The organism is Enterobacter sp. P82, assembly GCF_037053385.1.
In the GTDB taxonomy this organism is placed as follows: domain Bacteria; phylum Pseudomonadota; class Gammaproteobacteria; order Enterobacterales; family Enterobacteriaceae; genus Enterobacter.
Genome location: NZ_JBALHX010000001.1, coordinates 1767829 through 1789900 on the forward strand (window position 1 = coordinate 1767829; position 22072 = coordinate 1789900).

Here is a 22072-nt window from a genome sequence, read left to right on the forward strand (position 1 = left end):
TATTAGCAAAAACCCGGCTATCGCCGGGTTTCTCTCAGTAACCGCGCTGCCTGTCAACCTGTCCGGTCACCGCGCTGCCCTGCTCTATCTCACTGATGGTGTGCGTAATATAGGCCACCGCTTCTGCCGGACGAGTCACCGCGGCGACGTGTGGCGTCATCGCCACGCGCGGATGCGCCCACAGAGGGCTTTCTGCCGGTAACGGCTCACGGCTGTACACATCCAGCATCGCGCCTTTCACCTTGCCACTATCGAGGGCTTTGAGCAGATCGGCCTCCACCAGATGGACCCCGCGCGCCAGGTTCATCACGTAACTGTGATCTGCCAACTGATTGAGAAGCGCACTATTAATAATGCCGACCGTTTCCGCCGTATTTGGCAGCAGGTTGATCAGCACACGCGTGCCCTTCAAAAACGCCGGGAGTTCATCTGTTCCGGCAAAACTCTCAACGCCAGGATAGTTCTTACGGCTGCGACTCCAGCAACGCAGCGGGAAGCCCCACGGCGCCAGCGCTTCAGCCACTTTTGAGCCGAGCACACCAGCCCCGAGAATACCGATAGTAAAATCTTCACGTTGATACTCTGGCAGCGGCTCCCAGTGGGATTGCTGTTTTAATGCCTGATAGTCATCAAAGCGACGGAACCAGTGCAGTACCTGGCTCACGGCATACTCCTGCATTTGCTGACCCATACCGGTGTCTTCGAGGCGAAAAAGAGGAATATCTTCCGGCAGCATTTCAGGGTGCGCTTTCAGTTTGCTCAGAATGGAGTCCACACCGGCCCCCAGGGCAAAGACAGCCTTCAGTTTACGGCCCTGCAGCATTTCTACCGGCGGATGCCAGACCAGCGCGTAGTCAGCATGTTCGTTATCACCCCGCTTCCATTCGCGAACGCGTGCACCAGGCAACGCCGCCGAAAGTGCCTTAATCCAGTAAGCGGTATCAAACGTAGGGTGATAGAAGAGTATATCCATGGTCATTCCTGCCTTTTATTGCGCTGTTTTGTTTTCGTTTTCAAGTGGATTGCCAGCATAACAAATTTATGGGGGAACAGTGTTGCTGATAAAAGAGGCGCTTTCAGCACATTTAGGAATCAGGTTGTCTGAAGTTTGTCTAAACGCGCTAAATTACTGAAAAAGTGGGTTGACGGCGGTTCGGCTTTTCCTTACATTAGCGCCCGTCCCGACAACAACGGGATGACAATATGGTGAGGTGTCCGAGTGGCTGAAGGAGCACGCCTGGAAAGTGTGTATACGGCAACGTATCGGGGGTTCGAATCCCCCCCTCACCGCCATATTTAAAGAAGAGCTCGTACGAAAGTACGGGCTTTTTTTTCGCATGTTGCACTCTGCGGGGGGTGAGAATCCTGACACTCCCTGCGCTCTTTATGTCGGGTGGCGCTGCACTTACCCGACCTACAAAAAACTATTCTTCAACCATCTTCGCATACTCTTCGGTGAGAAAATCCACCAGCGTCCTGACAGACGGCAGCAAACCTCGTCTGGAGGGATAAACGGCGTGAATCACTTCCCGTCTGGGTTCCCACGCTTCAAGTACCCGAATCAGTTCACCTGAAGCCAACTGATCCTTAACCATCAAAATCGGTAGCTGTACCACCCCCACACCCGCCATCGCCGCTTCCCGTAGCGCCAGCATATCAGTGGTAATAAAGCGCGGAGTGTAATGGATCTCGGCTTTTGCCCCTTCCGGCCCGGTGAGCTCCCATTTATGCACCTGCTTTCCGGCTCCCATACTTAACCCAGGCCATTCGCTGAGTTCAGAGGGCATCACTGGGTTACCCCTGCGTTCAATCAACTGGGGGCCTGCTACCAGGCAATGTCCCCTGTCCGCCAGGACACGTAATACCAGATCGCTGTCATCAAACGGACGCGGACGAACACGGATCGCCACATCAATGCCCTCCCCGACCAGATCGACCCGCCGATTGGTCGCCTCGAGTTGAAGATTGATGCCCGGGTAACGAACCATAAATCGCGCAAGCATGGGTCCCACGTGAACATGCAGCAATGTCACCGGACAGGTGACCCTGACAATACCGCGCGGTTCAGCCTGCAACGCCGCAACGGCTTCCTCCGCAGCCTCCGCCTCCACCATCATCGCTTTACAGTGCTGATAGAAGGTCTGCCCAACCTCGGTCACCGTAAACTGTCGGGTGGTTCGATGGATGAGCCGCACGCCAAGTCGCTCTTCCAGCTGCGCTATCCGGCGGCTTAACCTGGATTTTGGCAGGTCAAGCGCCCTTCCTGCCGCCGCAAACCCACCGTAATCCACCACCTTCACAAACCACACAAAATCATTGAGATCCTGCATACGCCTCCATTGTTCTATTTTCAGAACAGTGAATGTCATTTTCACTATCTACCGGGATATTAACCCTGAATATAAGCTAATTACATCAACAGAGCAGCAGGAGTTATTCATGAAAAACGTAACAGGTGTTTATACCGCTCCCCGTCAGCACTGGGTTGGCGATGGTTTCCCGGTACGTTCGATGTTTTCTTACCAGACGCACGGCGAACCTCTCAGCCCGTTCCTTCTGCTGGACTACGCGGGCCCGTACACCTTCCCGGCAGATGGTGCGAAACGCGGCGTAGGCCAACACCCTCACAGGGGTTTTGAAACGGTCACCATCGTCTATTCCGGTGAAGTGGAGCATCGCGACTCTACGGGCAAAGGCGGCGTGATCGGCCCTGGCGATGTGCAGTGGATGACCGCAGGTGCAGGCATTTTGCACGAGGAGTTCCATTCCAGTGCGTTCTCCCGGAAAGGCGGAGAACTGAAAATGATGCAGTTGTGGGTCAACCTGCCTGCGAAAGACAAGATGGCGACGCCGGGCTATCAGAGCATCACGAAAGACACGATCCCGGTTGTTACGCTGCCGGATAACAGCGGCACGCTGAGGGTTATTGCCGGTCGCTACCAGGATGTGACAGGCCCGGCGCACACCTTTTCACCGTTAAACGTCTGGGATATCACGCTGAATCAAGGCAGTCATCTCACGTTCAATCAGCCGGAAGGCTGGAGTACCGCACTGGTGGTACTGGAAGGCAACGTCACGGTAAACGGCACGGCTGAAGCGGGTGAAGCGCAACTTGTCGTCTTAAGCCAGCAAGGCGACAAAGTGCATCTGGAAGCCAGCAGCGATGCAAAAGTGCTGCTGATGGCGGGTGAGCCGCTGAACGAACCTATTGTGGGCTATGGCCCGTTTGTCATGAACACGAAAACGGAAATCGCGGAAGCCATTCGTGATTTCAACTCCGGTCATTTCGGCCAGATCTGATCAACATTGAGGAGAAGAAAATGTCTACACCTGCCAATTTTAAAGGAGCACGTCCGGTCATTGATGTTAACGATGCGGTGATGTTGCTTATCGATCACCAGAGCGGTCTGTTCCAGACCGTTGGGGATATGCCAATGCCAGAGTTACGGGCCCGAGCGGCAGCGCTGGCTAAGATCGCAACCCTGGCGAAGATCCCGGTCATTACCACTGCTTCCGTACCACAGGGGCCGAATGGACCGTTAATCCCGGAAATCCACGCCAACGCGCCGCATGCGCAGTACGTACCACGTAAAGGAGAGATTAACGCCTGGGATAACCCGGAATTTGTGGCGGCAGTAAAAGCCACCGGGCGCAGCACGTTGATTATCGCGGGCACCATCACCAGCGTTTGCATGGCTTTTCCGTCGATCAGCGCAGTTGCGGATGGCTATAAAGTCTTTGCAGTGATCGATGCGTCCGGTACCTACAGCAAAATGGCTCAGGAGATCACACTGGCTCGTGTCGTCCAGGCTGGCGTGGTGCCAATGGATACAGCGGCAGTTGCCTCAGAAATCCAGCGGACCTGGAACCGTGAAGATGCCGCCGCATGGGCTGAAGTGTATACCCATATCTTCCCGGCCTATCAGCTGTTGATCGAAAGCTATGGCAAAGCACAGGACGTGGTTAAAAACAGCGAAGTGCTCGATTCACAGCGTTAATCCGGCTCTAAGCGACATGAGCTGATTAAGGCTTAACCGAACAGGCACTAAAGCGGAAAATCTGCTTGACCGTTATAGCGCAACTCCCTATAGTAGCGCCCCGTTGCCCCCCAAGCGGTCAGGCAGCAAAACAATATGGTGAGGTGTCCGAGTGGCTGAAGGAGCACGCCTGGAAAGTGTGTATACGGCAACGTATCGGGGGTTCGAATCCCCCCCTCACCGCCATATTTAAAGAAGAGCTCGTACGAAAGTACGGGCTTTTTTTTTCGCATGTTGCACTCTGCGGGGGGGATGAGAATCCCCGACCGGGGTTCGACAACTGGCGACAGCCAGTTGGACAGACTGAGAGCGCAGCGAACAGGCTGCCCGCAGGGCGAGCAAAGCGAGTCAATCCCCCCCTCACCGCCATATTTAAAGAAGAGCTCGTACGAAAGTACGGGCTTTTTTTTCGCATGTTGCACGCTGCGGGGGGATGAGAATCCCCGACCGGGGTTCGACAACTGGCGACAGCCAGTTGGACAGACTGAGAGCGCAGCGAACAGGCTGCCCGCAGGGGGAGCAAGGCGAGTCAATCCCCCCCTCACCGCCATATTTAAAGAAGAGCCCGCATGAAAATGCGGGCTACCACGATTAACTGTTCAGTTTCCCTGCGTTCTGCTCACTCACGAGAGAAGACGTCTGACCCGGATTCGCAACGGGTTCATTGTTACGCTCTTCCAGCCAGTAATCGGCATTTTTAATCCCGAGGCGAATCGGATCAAATTGCGGATCAAGACCTTGCGCATTCTGAACTTCATAATCCTTCAGACTGGCAAACGCTTTTTTATGCAAAAGCACGATAGCAATAATGTTGAGCCATGCCATCAGCCCTACTCCAATATCCCCCAGCCCCCATGCCAGATCCGCCGTGCGGACTGTGCCATACACCGTGGAAGCCATCAGACATAGTTTGAGCAAGAAGGTCAGCCACGGACGGTGAATTTTACGGTTGATGTAGGCGATATTGGTTTCAGCAATATAGTAGTAGGCAATAATCGTGGTGAAGGCGAAGAAGAACAGCGCAATCGCAACAAAGTAATTACCAAAGCCTGGCATCATACTTTCCATCGCCGTCTGCACATAGCCAGGCCCTGCCGCCACACCTGAAATACCGGTGTAGAGGGCTGCGCCATCAACGCCCTGAACATTATACAGACCGGTGATCAACAGCATAAAACCGGTCGCGGAACAGACAAACAGCGTGTCGATATAGACCGAGAATGCCTGAACCAGCCCTTGTTTCACCGGATGGCTCACTGCCGCCGCAGATGATGCATGCGGCCCGGTACCTTGCGCCGCCTCATTGGAATAGACTCCGCGCTTAACCCCCCACATGATAGCCTGACCCAGGATGGCGCCAAAGCCAGCTTCAAGACCAAAAGCACTTTTCCAAATCAACAGAATAACAGCAGGGAGCTGGGTAATATTAATGGCGATAATCACGCAAGCCACAATAATATAACCGAGCGCCATAAAAGGAACGACCATACTGCTAAAACTGGCGATCCTTTTCACGCCACCGAAAATAATAAAACTTAACAGTACAGCAAGTAACGCCGCCGTGACATTTGTATCAAGCCCAAAAGCAATATCCAGACTGGCACCAATCGAGTTTGCCTGCACTCCCGGTAGTAATAAGCCGCAGGAGAAAATCGTGACTACTGCAAATAACCATGCATACCATTTTACCCCTAATCCTTTTTCAATATAAAAGGCAGGACCGCCACGGTATTCACCGTTAATTTTTTCTTTATAAACCTGGCCTAATGTAGATTCGACAAAAGCAGAACTGGCCCCCAAAAACGCTACGATCCACATCCAGAAAAGTGCGCCTGGTCCGCCAAAGGTGATTGCGGTGGCTACACCAGCAATGTTCCCGGTCCCTACACGCCCTGCCAGCGTCATCGTCAAAGCCTGGAAAGACGATACGCCTGCATCAGTAGGACGCCCCTGGAACATCAAAGTAATCATATGTTTTATATGACGTAATTGTAAAAAACGACTACGCAATGAGAAATAGAGACCGACACCCAGACATAAGAATATTAACGCCGGGCTCCAGATAACACCGTTAATTGCACCAACCAGTTCGTTCATGTACGACCCTCAACGTGATGTTCCAGGGAAACGGTTCCCCAGGGGATTTTCTTTTTAGAATGTTGTTTGAATCAGTACGAAACATAGATAATCGCTCACAAGACACCAACTTAATTTTTACATCTTAGCAACATTATGTGACAGCATTCACGTTTAAATTTGAGCAAAAAGTTAGCGAGATCATGATATTCATAGGTATTTTGTGGATATCACAAATAGACATCACATTTCGGTGAGAGTGATAAAAATCAAGCGAGAGTATTGCAAGGAATAAACGAAACTTCCCGGCATTACGCCGGGAAGGGATTGCAGAAGAGAGGTAAAACGGTGATGTTTTACCTTTAGTCGGAATAGACTTGCAGCGTGCGCTGACACAGCGCCGATCGCACGCAGTCATCTTTGGTGAAGCGGACCACCCCAATCATCTCATCTTCCTCAAAACGTGACATAGCGTCGCTCAGTCCGGATTTAACGCCGGATGGCAGGTCACACTGGGTAATATCGCCGTTAACGATAACCGTCACGTTCTCCCCGAGGCGCGTCAAAAACATCTTCATTTGCGCAGCGGTCACGTTCTGAGCCTCGTCAAGAATGACGACCGCATTTTCAAATGTACGTCCGCGCATATAGGCGAACGGCGCGATTTCCACCTTGCCAATCTCTGGCCGCAGGCAGTACTGCATAAAGGAAGCCCCCAGTCGCTTCACCAGCACGTCATAGACAGGCCTGAAGTATGGGGCAAACTTCTCCGAAATGTCTCCGGGCAAGAAGCCGAGATCTTCATCAGCTTGCAGTACCGGACGGGTAACAATAATCCTCTCCACGTCCTTATGGATCAGCGCTTCCGCCGCTTTGGCTGCACTGATCCAGGTTTTCCCGCATCCGGCTTCACCGGTTGCAAAGATGAGCTGTTTACTCTCGATAGCATTCAGGTAGTGCGCCTGAGCCTCATTGCGCGCCACAATTGGAGAATTGTCACGGCTGTCCCGCGCCATGCCAATTGCTTCTACGCCACTCATCTGCACAAGCGAGGTGACCGATTCTTCTTCACGCTGTTTATGGCTACGTGAATCCCGTCTCAGCACACGTTTTGCTTCGCGACGAGCTTTGATCACTGCTTTTTGTCTTCCCATGGATAGCACCTTGAGTTGTTGGTATTCATCACACGCGCCAGTTTCAGCACGATTATGCGCACGAACATCAGAGGGTTGGCTTCCTTGTAAGCCATTGCTTGCTTTATCGGATGACGATACGGAACAGCTACGCGCACCGTTCTGCACGTCGGTCGAATGAGATTCTTGAGGAAGGGGGCAGAATTTAGTGGTGAGGAAATCGCTGCCGGAGTCTGAGCCTCCGCGCCGGGTGCTGCGGTTGTTGTGTTTACCATGTCCAGTACAGGACGCAACCATTCGCGATCTCCATAGTGATTCAGCATCACTGCCGGGAACTACCGCTGTCTTATCTTAATTACATCAGGTGTTATCATAAATGCAACATTTATTTTACCTGATTGCAACCTTTAAGACTGTCCCTACAGTTGAAATCAGTCTCATACAGAAATATTACAGAAATATAACAACAGAATCGTCATATGAAAAAATAATGTCCCTGCGAACGTGGCGCAGGGACAGCGATCAGGCCTCAATCAGCCCTTGAGCGAGATACGCGTGTTGATCGCGTACGCCAGGCAGGGCAAAGAAATAGCCGCCGCCGATAGGTTTAATGTACTCTTCCAGCGCTTCGCCGTTTAACCGCTTCTGCACGGTCAGGAACCCTTTCTCCAGATCATGCTGGTAACAGACAAACAGCAAGCCCATATCGAGTTGCCCGGAGTTGGTTACGCCCAGAGAGTAGCTGTAGCCACGGCGCATCATCAGGCTGGATTGCGTCTCTTTGGTGCGCGGATTGGCCAGACGAATATGGCTGTCCAGCGCAATGACATCACCATTGGGATCGCTGGCGTAGTCGGGCACATCATGTTCGTTCTTCATGCCGAGCGGTGCCCCACTCTGCTTATCACGACCAAAAATCGTCTGCTGCTCTTTAAGCGGTGTGCGGTCCCAGAACTCCACGTGGAACTGAATAATCCGCACTGCCTGATAGCTTCCCCCAACGGCCCATGTCGGTTCGCCCTGATCGGCAGTGACCCACACCACCTCCTGCATGAGCGCACCATCATGGCTGTCCGGGTTGGCCGTACCGTCCTTAAAGCCCAGCAGGTTAACCGGCGTCTCTTTCCCTTTGCTGCGGGCAGCATGATCTGAGATAAACCCTTCCCGCTTCCAGCGCACGCTCAACAGATCCGGCGTGTGCTTGATGATGTCGCGCAGGGCGTGGATCACCGTGTCCTGGGTATTGGCGCAAATCTGCAGAAGCAGGTCACCGTGACAGAGAGCCGCGTCCAGCGAGTCATTCGGGAAACGCGTCATTTTCTGCAGCGCTTTTGGCTTCTGTTTTGCCAGTCCGTAGCGCGCATCAAACAGAGATTCACCGAGCGAAACGGTGATCGTCAGGTTATCCGGGGCGATATACGGCCCCAGGATACCGGAATCCATGGGAGGAAGACGCGGATTTGGCGTTTCCGGTGCCGGCCCGCCTGCGGTGAGAAACGCGATACGTGTCGTCAGCATACGGAACAGACGCTCCAGATCCGCTTTATCACTCGCCAGTGAGTCAAACGCCACCAGCATCATCGACGCATGCTGCGGTGTCAGAATGCCCGACTGATGTTCACCGTAAAACGGCTGCGTCTCCATGCGAGCATTAGGGGACAGCGTGCCGGGCGCGCTTTGCCCTTTTGCTGCATGCGCCACCGGACATCCTCCGGCCAGAGCAAAGGCGCCCCCCAGCGCCCCTACTCCTTTCAACAACCGACGACGTGAAGGTTCAGCCACGTCGTTCTCGTTATGTTTATTCATCGTGCTTAGTCCAGACCCAGTACGCCACGTAACAGAGAGAGATCTTCCGCCAGGGCGGTAATCGGGCCTTTCAGCGCATTACGGTCGGCATCGGTCAGCTTATCGTAGGTTTCAAAGCCGTCTTTGGTACGATACTTCGCCAGAATGGTGTCGACTTTTTTGAAGTTAGCATCCACTTTAGCCAGCAGTTCGCTGTTCTCTTTCTGCAACTGAGGACGCAGCAGATCGACGATTTTTTGTGAACCGTCAACGTTGGCCTGGAAATCCCACAGGTCGGTATGGCTGTATCGATCTTCTTCACCGCTGATTTTGCTCGCGGCCACTTCTTCAATCAAACCGGCCGCGCCGCCCACCACTTTTGACGGCGGGAAGGCCAGCTCGCTGATGCGCTTTTGCAGCTCCAGCACATCACCGTTCAGTTGCTCAGCGTATTTCTCCATCCCTTTGGTGGAGTTGTCGCCAAACAGGGCTTTCTCCAGACGGTGGAAACCGGTGAATTTCGGAGCGGCGGCTTTCTGCTCGAAATCGTCTTCGCGGGCATCAATGCTGCCATCAAGGTCAGAGAACAACTCGGCAATCGGCTCGATACGCTCGTAGTGCTGACGGGTTGGCGCATAGAGGGATTTCGCTTTTTCGATATCACCTGCTTTCACCGCATCGGTAAAGGCTTTAGTACCCGCAACCAGGTCGGCCGTCTCTTTGGAGACATACGCTTTATAGGCGGTAATCGCCTCCCCCAGGCTCAGCACCGCCGCACCTTTCGTCGCATCGGCCGTTGCTTCACCTTTGACGATCAGCTTACCTTTAGGGTTAGTCAGCAGACCGCAGGTCATCTCATACTCGCCCGGCTGCAGGTTGGCGGTCATCTTCTGGCTGAAGCCAGGAGCGATATTTTCGCGCTCTTCCACCACCAGTACACCCTTCAGAATTTCCCACTCCAGCGCCTTCTGGCTGTGGTTCTGGATAATAAACTGGGTCTTGCCGCTGTTAACCGTGAGGGTCATCGGCTCACACTGCTTGTCATTGACGGTGACTTTAACCTGAGGAACATCCGCACCCCAGGCGGAGAATGCAGAAGCGAACAGCGCGGCGATGCCTGCGCATAATGCACTACGACGGAACTGAATTGCCATGGCTCTTCCCTTTAAAAGTATGTTGTAACTAAAGCAAATATTATGGTGTAACGCGCGACGCCTGCGTGCCGGTACGCGGCGGCATTGCGAACAGCACCAGCGCCGGAATGAGATAGATAAAGTACATCGCCACTTCGCTGACGCTCGGGGTTTCCTGATAGCCGAAGATGCCTTCGAGCAGGGTGCCGGTCAGTGAATGAGTGGAAAGAACGTTGCTGAGATCAAACGCCACGTCCTGGAAATGGTTCCACAGGCCCGCCTCATGGAAGGCGCGAATCGCCCCTGCTGCCAGCCCAGCAGCCACCAACAAAATAAACAGACTCGTCCACTTGAAGAAGGCCCCCAGGTTAAGGCGAATGCCGCCCCAGTAAAGCAGGAAACCCAGCACCACAGCCGTAGCAAGGCCCAGCATCGCACCTAACGGCGGCCAGATGCCGACATCCTGCTGAAACGCCGCCAGCAGGAAGAAAACGGACTCCAGGCCTTCACGCGCGACGGCGAAAAAGACCATCATGATCAGCGCCCAGCCGTGGTTATTGCTCTTTTGCAGGGCGTTATCCACCGCCTGCTCCAGCTGTACCTTTACGTTACGGGAGACTTTACGCATCCAGAACACCATCCAGGTGAGGATCACCACCGCGATCACCGCAACGATACCTTCAAACAGCTCCTGCTCTTTCTGCGGGAATTCACCGGTGGTTTCATTGATCAGGATGCCCAGGCCCAGACAGAGCGCCGCGGCAAGGAACACCCCCACCCACATGACGCCAATCCAGCGTCCGCGCTGGGTTCGCTTCAGATAACTGGCGATGAGACTGACGATGAGGGCAGCTTCGAGCCCTTCACGCAACATAATGAGAAATGGAACAAACATGCCGACACCTTAAATGTTTATCGCGGTCAACTGATGCAAAGAAAGGTAAATTCTTGTGATAGTGATTATCATTACGGCTGAGAGAAAAACAAGCAAAATGTGTGTTGTTTTGATGACGAGTTGTAAACGCAAAGCCTGGTAATAGTTGCTGTCGTTATCGTTAAGTTTATAAGTTATAACGAAAATGCCCATTTACGGTTAACCAGGGCTGTGGCTAAATATCTGCCTCAAACACCTGGTGAAAATTAATTATGTTTAAGATTGTCCATTTCCTGCTCGCGCTGGTGATTATTCTTGCGCTAGCCTGGCTGGTGAGTTTCGACCGCCGAAAAATTCGCATTCGTTTTGTTTTACAGCTGATTGTCATTGAGATTGCTCTGGCGTTCTTTTTCCTGCACGCCGAAAGCGGGTTATTCCTGATTAAATACGTCTCAGGGTTCTTTGAATCACTGCTGAAATTTGCTGCCGAAGGCACCAATTTTGTCTTTGGTGGGATGGGTGAAAAAGGACTGGCGTTCATTTTCCTCGGTGTACTTTGTCCGATTATTTTTATTTCCGCGCTGATCGGTATTCTGCAACACTGGCGAATTCTGCCGATATTTATTCGGGTGATCGGCACGCTGCTGTCAAAACTGAATGGCATGGGCAAACTGGAATCCTTTAATGCGGTGAGTTCATTGATCCTCGGCCAGTCTGAAAACTTCATTGCCTACAAAGGCGTGCTGGGCGATCTCTCCTCACGTCGTCTCTTCACGATGGCGGCTACAGCTATGTCGACGGTCTCTCTGTCGATTGTTGGCGCCTATATGACCATGCTCGATGCCAAATTTGTGGTGGCGGCGCTGATTCTGAACATGTTCAGCACCTTTATTATTCTCTCCGTTATCAACCCGGCGCGCCCGGAAGCGGAGCCGGATATCAAACTTGAAAAACTGCATGAATCCCAGAGCTTCTTCGAAATGCTCGGCGAGTATATTCTGGCTGGTTTTAAAGTGGCGATGATTATTCTGGCGATGCTGATTGGCTTTATTGCCCTTATTAGCGCCGTTAACGCCCTCTTCTCCAGCCTGTTTGGCATGAGCTTCCAGCAAATCCTGGGTTATGTATTTTATCCCCTGGCATGGCTGGTGGGCATTCCTCTGAGCGATGCCTTAAATGCGGGCAGTATTATGGCGACCAAACTGGTGGCGAATGAATTTGTAGCGATGATTGAACTGCAAAAAATCGCTCATTCGATGTCACCTCGTGGGCTGGGAATTTTGTCTGTTTTCCTGGTGTCGTTCGCGAACTTTGCATCCATCGGCATTGTGGCCGGGGCGATTAAAGGCCTGAACGAACAGCAGGGGAACGTGGTGTCGCGGTTTGGTTTGCGTCTGGTGTATGGCGCGACGCTGGTGAGCCTGCTGTCAGCGAGTTTTGCGGGTTTAGTGTTGTAAATGAGAACGGCGGGATATCCCGCCGTTGTGATTAAAACTGCACGCAAACCGGCTGGTCGACACGCATCACCGACTCCTGCGCGAAGCGGGATTTATAAATCCCGCGTAACGCTTCGATGTTCTTTTCACTCTGCGCATCTTTACCGTGGATCAACATCAATGCTTTACTCGGTTCACGCGCCACTTTCCCGTCGTTCCCCAACCACTGCCCACGCGCATCAAATACCGTCAGACCATCACGAAAACGCGGTGTGACGTCCTGATCAACAAACTGCTGCCACTCGTTACTGGTGATCTGCGCCCCGGCCGGACGGTTCAGGCCGAAATAGAGCGTGGTTTGCTGCATCTGGTTATCCGCTTTGCAGGTCTCTACCGCCGCGTGTTGCGATGGCGCAGTGCAGCCAGCCAGCATCAAAAATGCCGCTGCCATTACCCCTGTTTTGATTGTCATGCTTCACTATCCTCATTGTTATAAGCACATGGATATCACAGGAAATTACGGATTTTGGCAAGAAAAAAGCCGGGCAGCGCTAGCGCTTGCCCGGCTTTCAGTGTTCCGAGGAAAAAATTATTCCGGCTGCAGCTTAGTCGGCGGTGCAGAGCGGTAATGCGCATCTGCTTCAGCAAAGCGTTTCTGCATGGATGCTGACGGCGCTTTACCCAGCAGGCTGAAGACCACAATACCAATGCTACCGAAAATGAAGCCCGGAATGATTTCATACAGGCCCAGCCACGCGAACTGTTTCCAGACGATCACGGTAACCGCACCGATAATCATCCCCGCCAGCGCGCCGTTACGGGTCATACGTGACCACAACACGGAGAAGAGCACTACCGGACCAAATGCTGCACCAAAGCCCGCCCACGCGTAGCTCACCAGGCCCAACACGCGGTTTTCCGGGTTGGCCGCCAGTGCGATGGCCACCAGCGCCACCAGCAGAACCATAAAGCGCCCTACCCACACCAGCTCTTTCTGGCTTGCACCTTTGCGCAGGAAAGCTTTGTACAGGTCTTCGGTGATGGCACTGGAGCAAACCAGCAGCTGGCAGCTCAGGGTGGACATCACCGCCGCCAGGATCGCGGAGAGCAGAATACCGGCAATCCACGGGTTAAACAGAATCTGCGCCAGCTCAATGAACACACGTTCGGCGTTCTGGTTCACCGCGCCCGCCTGAGCCGGGTTATTGTTGAAGTACGCGATACCAAAGAAGCCTACCGCACACGCCCCCGCCAGACACAGGATCATCCACGTCATACTGATACGACGCGCATGCACGATGGTGTGGTGAGAATCCGCAGCCATAAAGCGCGCCAGGATATGCGGCTGACCAAAGTAACCCAGACCCCAGCCCATCAGCGACACGATGGCAACGAAGTTCAGCCCTTTCAGCATGTCGACGTTTTCGATGCTCTTCTGCTTAATCACTTCCAGCGAATCACCAAGACCGCCGACGGTGAAAATCACAATCACCGGGGTCAGGATCAGGGCGAAGATCATCAGGCTCGCCTGCACGGTGTCTGTCCAGCTTACGGCCAGGAAACCGCCCACGAAGGTATACAGGATAGTCGCCGCAGCACCGGCCCAGAGGGCGGTTTCGTAGCTCATGCCGAAGGTGCTTTCGAACAGACGCGCGCCCGCCACAATGCCGGAGGCACAGTAGATGGTGAAGAACAGCAGAATAACCACCGCAGAGATAATGCGCAGGATGCGGCTGTTATCTTCAAAGCGTCCGGTGAAGTAATCCGGCAGCGTCAGGGCGTTATTATTGGCCTCGGTATGCACACGCAGACGGCCTGCCACCAGTTTCCAGTTGATCCATGCCCCGACAGTCAGGCCGATGGCAATCCAGCTTTCTGAAATACCGGAGATGAAAATCGCGCCTGGTAACCCCATCAGCAGCCAGCCGCTCATGTCCGATGCCCCCGCAGACAACGCGGTCACCATCGGGCCTAAACTACGCCCGCCCAGAATGTAGTCGTCAAAGTTCTTTGTTGAACGCCATGCCAAAAACCCTATCAGGATCATGCCAAAAATATAAACGAGAAATGTCACCAGCATCGGTGTGCTAATAGCCATTCAAATTCTCCAAAAAGTCGAGCGACAACCGTCCGGGTTGCCTTGTTATATGATCACCGGAACGTGGTGAATGTATCTTGTGTTTCTGTTGGGCGCGCTATCCTGCCGTATGCGCACCCCGCTGACAAACGATTTAACACTGCATTTACATCAAATTCATCCCTGGTTTGATACAACTTTCCTATAGGTTGCACTCGCTCACACTTATACGGGTTGCACCTTTTAAAAATGTTAAGCACCGCATAAAAACAGGCTTTGGATACGGAAGCCAGCTCTTTTTTCCAGCTAACCATTCATTAACAATCCATTCATTTTCCGGGTTGCAAACCAGGTCACATTTAACACGGTTGCACAAAGTTGCAACATGGTGGATATTTCACGCTAACGACAGAACACTATTAAAGAACAACAGGAGCTTTGGCATGGGTATGACCACCATGGGGGTTAAGCTGGATGACGCAACGCGCGAACGGATTAAGTCCGCAGCCACCCGCATTGACCGCACACCGCACTGGCTAATCAAGCAGGCAATTTTTAACTATCTGGAAAGACTGGAGAGTGAAGACGGTCTGCCAGAGTTGCCTGCCCTGCTGGCTGGCGCGGCGAATGAAAGCGAGGAAGCGCTGACCGCAGGCGATGAAAGTCATCAACCCTTCCTCGAATTCGCCGAGCAGATCCTGCCGCAATCCGTCAGCCGTGCCGCCATCACCGGCGCCTGGCGCCGTGCCGAAACCGACGCCGTGCCGATGCTGCTGGAGCAGGCTCGCCTGCCAGAAGCGATTGCCGCGCAGGCGCACAGCCTGGCCTATCAATTAGCCGATAAGCTGCGTAACCAGAAAACCGCCACCGGCCGCGCCGGGATGGTTCAGGGCCTGCTGCAGGAGTTCTCCCTCTCGTCACAGGAAGGCGTGGCACTGATGTGCCTCGCGGAAGCGCTGCTGCGTATTCCGGATAAAGCCACACGTGACGCGCTGATCCGCGACAAGATCAGCAACGGTAACTGGCAGTCACACATTGGCCGCAGCCCGTCGCTGTTCGTTAACGCCGCTACCTGGGGTCTGCTGTTTACCGGCAAGCTGGTCTCGACCCATAACGAAGCCAACCTCTCCCGCTCTTTAAACCGCATCATCGGCAAAAGCGGCGAACCGCTGATCCGCAAAGGCGTGGATATGGCGATGCGTCTGATGGGCGAGCAGTTTGTCACGGGTGAAACCATTGCCGAAGCGCTGGCGAACGCCCGCAAGCTGGAAGATAAGGGTTTCCGCTACTCGTACGACATGCTGGGTGAAGCGGCCCTGACCGCCGCCGACGCGCAGGCCTATATGGTTTCTTACCAGCAGGCGATCCACGCCATTGGTAAAGCGTCAAACGGTCGCGGGATTTATGAAGGCCCGGGCATCTCCATTAAGCTGTCCGCGCTGCACCCGCGCTACAGCCGCGCGCAGTACGACCGGGTGATGGAAGAACTCTACCCACGACTGAAATCGCTGACCCTGCTGGCGCGCCAGTATGATATTGGTATTAACATCGACGCCGAAGAGGCCGACCGTCTGGAGATCTCTCTCGATCTGCTGGAAAAACTGTGCTTCGAGCCAGAGCTGGCGGGCTGGAACGGGATTGGTTTCGTTATTCAGGCATACCAGAAGCGCTGTCCGTTCGTCATTGATTATCTGATTGACCTGGCAAGCCGCAGCCGTCGCCGCCTGATGATCCGTCTGGTGAAAGGCGCCTACTGGGACAGCGAAATCAAACGCGCCCAGATGGACGGTCTGGAAGGCTATCCGGTCTATACCCGCAAGGTGTACACCGACGTCTCTTACCTCGCCTGCGCAAAAAAACTGCTCGGCGTGCCGAACCTGATTTATCCGCAGTTTGCTACCCATAACGCCCATACGCTGGCGGCGATCTACAGCCTGGCCGGACAGAACTACTACCCGGGCCAGTATGAATTCCAGTGCCTGCACGGCATGGGTGAACCGCTGTATGAGCAGGTCACCGGTAAAGTTGCAGACGGCAAGCTGAACCGCCCATGCCGTATCTATGCCCCGGTGGGCACCCACGAAACCCTGCTGGCGTACCTGGTGCGTCGTCTGCTGGAAAACGGTGCGAACACCTCCTTCGTTAACCGCATTGCCGATACCACGCTGCCACTTGATGAGCTGGTTGCCGATCCGGTGCAGGCCGTTGAGAAGATGGCGGCGCAGGAAGGCCAGATTGGTCTGCCACATCCGAAAATTGCCCTGCCGCGCGAGTTGTACGGCAAAGGCCGCGTGAACTCAGCGGGTCTGGATCTCGCCAACGAACACCGTCTGGCGTCCCTCTCCTCTGCCCTGCTCAACAGTGCGCTGCAGAAATGGCAGGCCAAACCAATGCTGGAGCAACCTGTCGCTGACGGTGAAATGCAGCCAGTGATTAACCCGGCGGAGCCGAAAGATATCGTCGGCTACGTGCGTGAAGCGACTGACGCGGAAGTGGATCAGGCGCTGGACAGCGCGGTGAATAACGCCCCTATCTGGTTCGCCACCCCTCCTGAGGAACGTGCCGCCATTCTCGAACGTGCTGCGGTGCTGATGGAAGATCAGATGCAACAGCTCATCGGCATTCTGGTGCGCGAAGCGGGTAAAACCTTCAGCAACGCCATTGCCGAAGTGCGCGAGGCCGTCGACTTCCTGCACTACTATGCCGGCCAGGTGCGTGATGATTTCGATAACGAAACCCACCGTCCGCTTGGCCCGGTCGTCTGTATTAGCCCGTGGAACTTCCCACTGGCGATCTTCACCGGCCAGATTGCCGCGGCGCTTGCGGCGGGCAACAGCGTGCTGGCAAAACCGGCAGAACAAACCCCGCTGATTGCCGCCCAGGGCATCAACATTCTTCTGGAGGCCGGCGTTCCGGCGGGCGTGGTTCAGCTGCTGCCTGGCCGTGGTGAAACGGTCGGTGCGAAGCTCACCGCCGATAACCGCGTGCGCGGCGTGATGTTCACCGGCTCGACCGAAGTGGCCTCCCTGCTGCAGCGCAACATCGCCACCCGTCTTGACGCGCAGGGTCGTCCGACGCCGCTCATCGCGGAAACCGGCGGCATGAACGCCATGATCGTTGACTCCTCCGCGCTCACCGAGCAGGTGGTGGTTGACGTTCTGGCTTCCGCCTTCGACAGCGCCGGCCAGCGCTGCTCCGCCCTGCGCGTGCTGTGCCTGCAGGATGACGTGGCCGACCACACGCTGAAGATGCTGCGCGGTGCAATGTCCGAATGCCGTATGGGCAATCCGGGCCGTCTCACCACCGATATCGGGCCGGTGATCGACGCGGAAGCCAAAGCCAACATCGAAAACCACATTCAGACCATGCGTGCCAAAGGCCGTCCGGTGTTCCAGGCCGTACGTGAAACCAGTGAAGATGCCCGTGAGTGGCAGACCGGTACCTTTGTGCCGCCAACGCTGATTGAACTGGCGAGCTTCGACGAACTGAAAAAAGAGGTCTTCGGTCCGGTACTCCACGTGGTGCGCTACAACCGTAACAACCTGAACGCGCTGATTGAGCAGATCAACGCTTCCGGCTATGGCCTGACGCTGGGTGTACATACCCGTATTGACGAAACCATCGCCCAGGTCACCGGCAGCGCCAAAGTAGGCAACCTGTACGTAAACCGTAACATGGTGGGTGCCGTTGTGGGTGTGCAACCGTTCGGCGGCGAAGGCTTGTCCGGTACGGGTCCGAAAGCGGGTGGTCCGCTCTATCTGTACCGTCTGCTGGCGAACCGTCCGGAGAACGCGCTGGGCGTCACCCTGGCACGTCAGGACGCAGACTATCCGGTGGATACGCAGCTGAAAACCGTGCTGACGCAGCCGCTGGAAGCGCTTATCACGTGGGCGGAAAAACGTCCTGAACTGCGTGCTCTCGCGCAGCAGTATGGCGAGCTGGCGCAGGCAGGTACGCAGCGTCTGCTGCCGGGTCCAACCGGCGAGCGCAACACCTGGACGCTGATGCCGCGTGAGCGCGTGCTGTGCGTGGCGGATAACGAGCAGGATACGCTGGTGCAGCTGGCTGCTGCCGCGGCGACCGGTTGTGAAGTGCTGTGGCCGGAAGATGCGCTGCATCGCGACCTGGCTAAACAGCTGCCGAAAGCAGTCTCGTCCCGCATTCACTTCGCGAAAGCGGATGCATTGCTGACGCAGCCGTTTGACGCCGTTATCTACCACGGTGATTCTGACCAGCTCCGTGAACTGTGCGAGCAGGTTGCAGCCCGCAGCGGGGCGATTGTTTCGGTGCAGGGCTTCGCCCGCGGTGAAACCAACCTGTTGCTGGAGCGTCTGTACGTTGAGCGCTCACTCAGCGTCAACACCGCCGCCGCAGGGGGTAACGCCAGCCTGATGACAATCGGCTAACGCTGTGCTAATAAGGCTCCGGAGACGGAGCCTTATTTTATTGGGGAGTGTATGAAACGAATTCTTATTGCAGGTGCAGCACTGATGCTGAGCGCCAGCGCATTGGCCGACGAGTGCGGCAAAGCGACTACCCAGCTTGAACTGAACACCTGTAGCGCGCAGCAGTATCAGGCTGCCGATAAAAAGCTCAACCAGACGTATCAGGCCGCTATCAAGCGTGCGGCAGCCCCCCAGCGGGAGCTACTAAAAAAAGCACAACAGGCTTGGATCACCCTGCGTGATGCGGACTGCGCATTTATGGGGTCAGGAACCGAAGGTGGCAGCGTTCAGCCAATGATCATTAATCAGTGTCTGGCGGAAAAAACCGTGGAGCGTGAAGCGTTTCTGGCCTCGCTGATGCAGTGTGAAGAGGGCGACTTAAGCTGCCCTCTCCCGCCGGGGAACTAACGCACGCGGATCCCTTCAATGATCATCTGCTGTACGTTTTCCAGCGTGCTCTGGAAAAACGCCTCATCCTGGAGCGTTTTTCCGGTCACCGCCTCAACCTGGGCCGCAAAGTCAGCATAATGCTGAGTGGAGGCCCAAATCATAAAGATCAGATGATGCGGGTCGACCGGTGCCAGTTTCCCGCTGGCGACCCATCCGGCAATAATGGCTGATTTATCATCAACCAACTGCTTTAAATCCCCTGTCAGTTCCGCCTGCAACAGCGGCGCGCCCTGCAGCATCTCCAGACAGAACAGCCTTGATGCCTGCGGGTAATCACGCGACACCTCCAGTTTCAGGCGGATGTACTCCTTGATAGCCACCAGCGGAGCCAGCTCTTCACGGAATGCCTTGAGGGGTGCCAGCCAGATATCAAGGATCTGCTGCATCACCGCTACATAGAGCGCCTCTTTCGACGGGTAGTAGTAGAGCAGATTGGTTTTGGACACTCCGGACTGCTCCGCCACCTGCTCCAGGCGCGTGCCGTGAATACCAAACTGTGAAAAAGTCTCCAGCGCCGCGCTGAGGATCGCCTGCTTCTTGGCGCTCACGGCCTGCGAACGTTTACCGGGTGTTTTCACTGCGCCTTGTGTCATTCCTGCTCTCCTTATTCTGCATTGCCCTCAGCATAGCAAAACCCCTGTCTCGCCACGACATTCTGCACTCCGATCGCGCATGAGTGCCTGTTTTCTGTGCAATGTTTTTGACCATTTAGTCCACATTTTCCAGTACCAAATCACCAACCATCAGTTAACACATTAATAACAAAGTCATTTTAAAAACTGGCACTCCCTTTGCAAAACCATAATCACCTGCAATGTAGTGAAGAGAGGTTCGTGATGAAAATTGGCGTATTTGTACCCATCGGCAACAACGGCTGGCTTATCTCGACCACCGCACCGCAATACATGCCGACCTTTGAGCTGAATAAAGCCATCGTGCAGAAAGCGGAGCACTACCATTTCGATTTTGCGCTTTCGATGATCAAACTGCGCGGCTTTGGCGGCAAAACCGAATTCTGGGATCACAACCTGGAATCCTTCACCCTGATGGCCGGGCTGGCTGCGGTGACCTCGCGTATTCAGATCTACGCCACCGCCGCCACCCTCACTCTGCCACCTGCAATTGTGGCGCGTATGGCCTCCACCATCGACTCCATCTCCGGCGGGCGCTTTGGCGTCAATCTGGTGACCGGCTGGCAAAAACCGGAGTATGAACAGATGGGACTCTGGCCGGGTGACGATTACTTCTCGCGTCGCTACGACTACCTCACCGAATACGTGCAGGTCCTGCGCGATCTGTGGGGCACCGGTAAAAGCGATTTCAAAGGTGACTTCTTCACCATGAATGACTGCCGCGTCAGCCCGCAGCCTTCCGTGCCAATGAAAGTGATCTGCGCCGGACAGAGCGACGCGGGGATGGAATTCTCTGCTAAATACGCTGACTTCAACTTCTGCTTCGGGAAAGGCGTAAACACGCCTGCCGCCTTCGCCCCGACCGCCGCACGGATGAAAGAGGCCGCCGACAAAACCGGGCGCGACGTCGGTTCCTACGTGCTGTTCATGGTGATTGCCGACGAGACCGATGACGCCGCTCGCGCCAGATGGGAGCGTTACAAAGATGGCGCAGACGAGGAGGCGCTGAGCTGGCTCACCGAACAGAGCCAGAAAGATACTCGATCCGGCTCAGATACCAACGTGCGCCAGATGGCCGACCCGACTTCTGCTGTCAATATCAATATGGGCACGCTGGTCGGCTCGTATGCCAGCGTCGCCAGAATGCTGGATGAAGTGGCCGCAGTGCCAGGCGCTGAAGGCGTCCTGCTCACCTTCGATGATTTCCTTACCGGCGTGGAAACCTTCGGCGAGCGCATCCAGCCGCTGATGCAGTGCCGCGCCCATATTCCCGCTATCACAAAGGAGGTCGCGTAATGACAACACTTGCTGCACGTCCGGAAGCCATCACGTTTGATGCACAGCAAAGCGCCCTGATTGTGGTGGATATGCAAAACGCTTACGCCAGCCAGGGCGGATATCTGGATCTGGCGGGGTTCGACGTCTCCGCCACCAAACCGGTGATTGAGAACATTAAAACCGCCGTTGCTGCCGCCCGCGCCGCCGGGATGCTCATTATCTGGTTCCAGAACGGCTGGGACGATCAATACGTGGAGGCTGGAGGCCCGGGCTCGCCCAACTTCCACAAATCGAACGCCCTGAAAACCATGCGCAAACGACCCGAGTTACAGGGCAAGTTGCTGGCAAAAGGCGGATGGGATTACCAGCTGGTGGATGAACTGGTTCCTGAGCCAGGCGATATCGTGCTGCCCAAACCACGCTACAGCGGCTTTTTCAACACCCCCCTCGACAGCCTGCTGCGCAGCCGGGGTATTCGTCACCTGGTCTTCACCGGTATTGCCACCAACGTCTGTGTGGAATCCACGCTACGTGACGGCTTTTTCCTTGAGTATTTCGGTGTCGTGCTGGAAGACGCGACGCATCAGGCCGGGCCGGAATTCGCCCAGAAAGCGGCTCTGTTTAATATCGAAACCTTTTTTGGCTGGGTGAGTAATGTGGCTGATTTCTGCGACGCCCTGAATCCCCCACTCGCCCGTATTGCCTGAGGAGAAACA

At 54.8% G+C, this 22072-nt stretch carries 17 protein-coding genes, 2 tRNA genes and 1 other RNA gene; 10 read left to right on the plus strand and 10 right to left on the minus strand.

Translation table 11 applies throughout. The annotated features are described in order from the left end of the window. Positions 1–34 precede the first annotated feature (34 nt). Positions 35–973, minus strand: coding sequence for a glyoxylate/hydroxypyruvate reductase GhrA (ghrA, locus tag WB237_RS08440; RefSeq protein ID WP_336212235.1), 939 nt, complete (start codon positions 971–973; stop codon positions 35–37). 232 nt (positions 974–1205) lie between these two features. Between ghrA and WB237_RS08445 the strand changes: the two genes are divergently transcribed. Then, positions 1206–1293: transfer RNA gene (locus tag WB237_RS08445), tRNA-Ser, on the plus strand. Between the two features lie 131 nt (positions 1294–1424). Here WB237_RS08445 and WB237_RS08450 read toward each other — a convergent pair. After that, a complete protein-coding gene (locus WB237_RS08450) occupies positions 1425–2330 on the minus strand; it encodes a LysR family transcriptional regulator (protein WP_336212237.1) in 906 nt (301 codons plus the stop codon). A 109-nt stretch (positions 2331–2439) separates the two neighbouring features. Here WB237_RS08450 and WB237_RS08455 point away from each other — a divergent pair, with 109 nt between their 5' ends. The 4 genes from WB237_RS08455 to WB237_RS08470 all read left to right on the plus strand — a co-directional run bounded on the left by WB237_RS08455 (position 2440) and on the right by WB237_RS08470 (position 4406). Further along, the gene (locus tag WB237_RS08455) at positions 2440–3300 is read left to right on the plus strand and encodes a pirin family protein (RefSeq protein WP_129996127.1); all 861 of its coding nucleotides are present in this window, start codon (positions 2440–2442) and stop codon (positions 3298–3300) included. 20 nt (positions 3301–3320) lie between these two features. Continuing rightward, the gene (locus WB237_RS08460; RefSeq protein WP_316942287.1) at positions 3321–3998 is read left to right on the plus strand and encodes an isochorismatase family protein; all 678 of its coding nucleotides are present in this window, start codon (positions 3321–3323) and stop codon (positions 3996–3998) included. A gap of 137 nt (positions 3999–4135) precedes the next feature. Beyond that, positions 4136–4223 (plus strand) — tRNA-Ser (locus tag WB237_RS08465). A 45-nt stretch (positions 4224–4268) separates the two neighbouring features. Beyond that, positions 4269–4406, plus strand: a non-coding RNA gene (locus WB237_RS08470) — RtT sRNA. A 222-nt stretch (positions 4407–4628) separates the two neighbouring features. Here WB237_RS08470 and WB237_RS08475 read toward each other — a convergent pair. The 5 genes from WB237_RS08475 to efeU form a co-directional block, all read right to left on the minus strand. Next, entirely contained in the window at positions 4629–6134 is a 1506-nt protein-coding gene (locus tag WB237_RS08475) for an alanine/glycine:cation symporter family protein (protein ID WP_336212242.1), read from the minus strand. 341 nt (positions 6135–6475) lie between these two features. Beyond that, positions 6476–7267: a phosphate starvation-inducible protein PhoH gene (phoH, locus tag WB237_RS08480; RefSeq protein WP_014831397.1), complete on the minus strand. Its 792-nt coding sequence runs from the start codon at positions 7265–7267 to the stop codon at positions 6476–6478. Positions 7268–7768: 501 nt separating this feature from the next. Further along, positions 7769–9052, minus strand: a complete 1284-nt coding sequence (efeB, locus tag WB237_RS08485; protein ID WP_336212244.1) for an iron uptake transporter deferrochelatase/peroxidase subunit — start codon at positions 9050–9052, stop codon at positions 7769–7771. 5 nt (positions 9053–9057) lie between these two features. After that, positions 9058–10185, minus strand: a complete 1128-nt coding sequence (efeO, locus tag WB237_RS08490; protein WP_336212246.1) for an iron uptake system protein EfeO — start codon at positions 10183–10185, stop codon at positions 9058–9060. 40 nt (positions 10186–10225) lie between these two features. Further along, complete coding sequence (gene efeU / locus WB237_RS08495; RefSeq protein ID WP_129324469.1) at positions 10226–11059, minus strand: iron uptake transporter permease EfeU; 834 nt, start codon at positions 11057–11059, stop codon at positions 10226–10228. 251 nt (positions 11060–11310) lie between these two features. Here efeU and WB237_RS08500 point away from each other — a divergent pair, with 251 nt between their 5' ends. After that, a complete protein-coding gene (locus tag WB237_RS08500; RefSeq protein ID WP_114978259.1) occupies positions 11311–12495 on the plus strand; it encodes a NupC/NupG family nucleoside CNT transporter in 1185 nt (394 codons plus the stop codon). A 31-nt stretch (positions 12496–12526) separates the two neighbouring features. Here WB237_RS08500 and WB237_RS08505 read toward each other — a convergent pair whose 3' ends face one another. Beyond that, positions 12527–12946, minus strand: a complete 420-nt coding sequence (locus WB237_RS08505) for a DUF3574 domain-containing protein (RefSeq protein ID WP_047650830.1) — start codon at positions 12944–12946, stop codon at positions 12527–12529. Between the two features lie 117 nt (positions 12947–13063). After that, a complete protein-coding gene (gene putP / locus WB237_RS08510; protein WP_336212252.1) occupies positions 13064–14572 on the minus strand; it encodes a sodium/proline symporter PutP in 1509 nt (502 codons plus the stop codon). 422 nt (positions 14573–14994) lie between these two features. Here putP and putA point away from each other — a divergent pair, with 422 nt between their 5' ends. Both putA and WB237_RS08520 read left to right on the plus strand, forming a co-directional pair. Further along, the gene (gene putA / locus WB237_RS08515) at positions 14995–18957 is read left to right on the plus strand and encodes a trifunctional transcriptional regulator/proline dehydrogenase/L-glutamate gamma-semialdehyde dehydrogenase (protein ID WP_336212254.1); all 3963 of its coding nucleotides are present in this window, start codon (positions 14995–14997) and stop codon (positions 18955–18957) included. 51 nt (positions 18958–19008) lie between these two features. After that, the gene (locus WB237_RS08520) at positions 19009–19404 is read left to right on the plus strand and encodes a lysozyme inhibitor LprI family protein (RefSeq protein WP_336212256.1); all 396 of its coding nucleotides are present in this window, start codon (positions 19009–19011) and stop codon (positions 19402–19404) included. Here the strand turns inward: WB237_RS08520 and rutR are convergent. Further along, positions 19401–20039, minus strand: coding sequence for an HTH-type transcriptional regulator RutR (rutR, locus tag WB237_RS08525; RefSeq protein WP_028019111.1), 639 nt, complete (start codon positions 20037–20039; stop codon positions 19401–19403). The two genes, WB237_RS08520 and rutR, sit on opposite strands and share 4 nt — an antisense overlap. Before the next feature lie 243 nt (positions 20040–20282). Here rutR and rutA point away from each other — a divergent pair, with 243 nt between their 5' ends. Both rutA and rutB read left to right on the plus strand, forming a co-directional pair. After that, a complete protein-coding gene (gene rutA / locus WB237_RS08530; protein WP_028019113.1) occupies positions 20283–21374 on the plus strand; it encodes a pyrimidine utilization protein A in 1092 nt (363 codons plus the stop codon). Beyond that, positions 21374–22063, plus strand: a complete 690-nt coding sequence (gene rutB, locus WB237_RS08535) for a pyrimidine utilization protein B (protein ID WP_316942281.1) — start codon at positions 21374–21376, stop codon at positions 22061–22063. Before rutA ends, rutB begins: the two co-directional genes overlap by 1 nt. Positions 22064–22072: the final 9 nt, after the last annotated feature.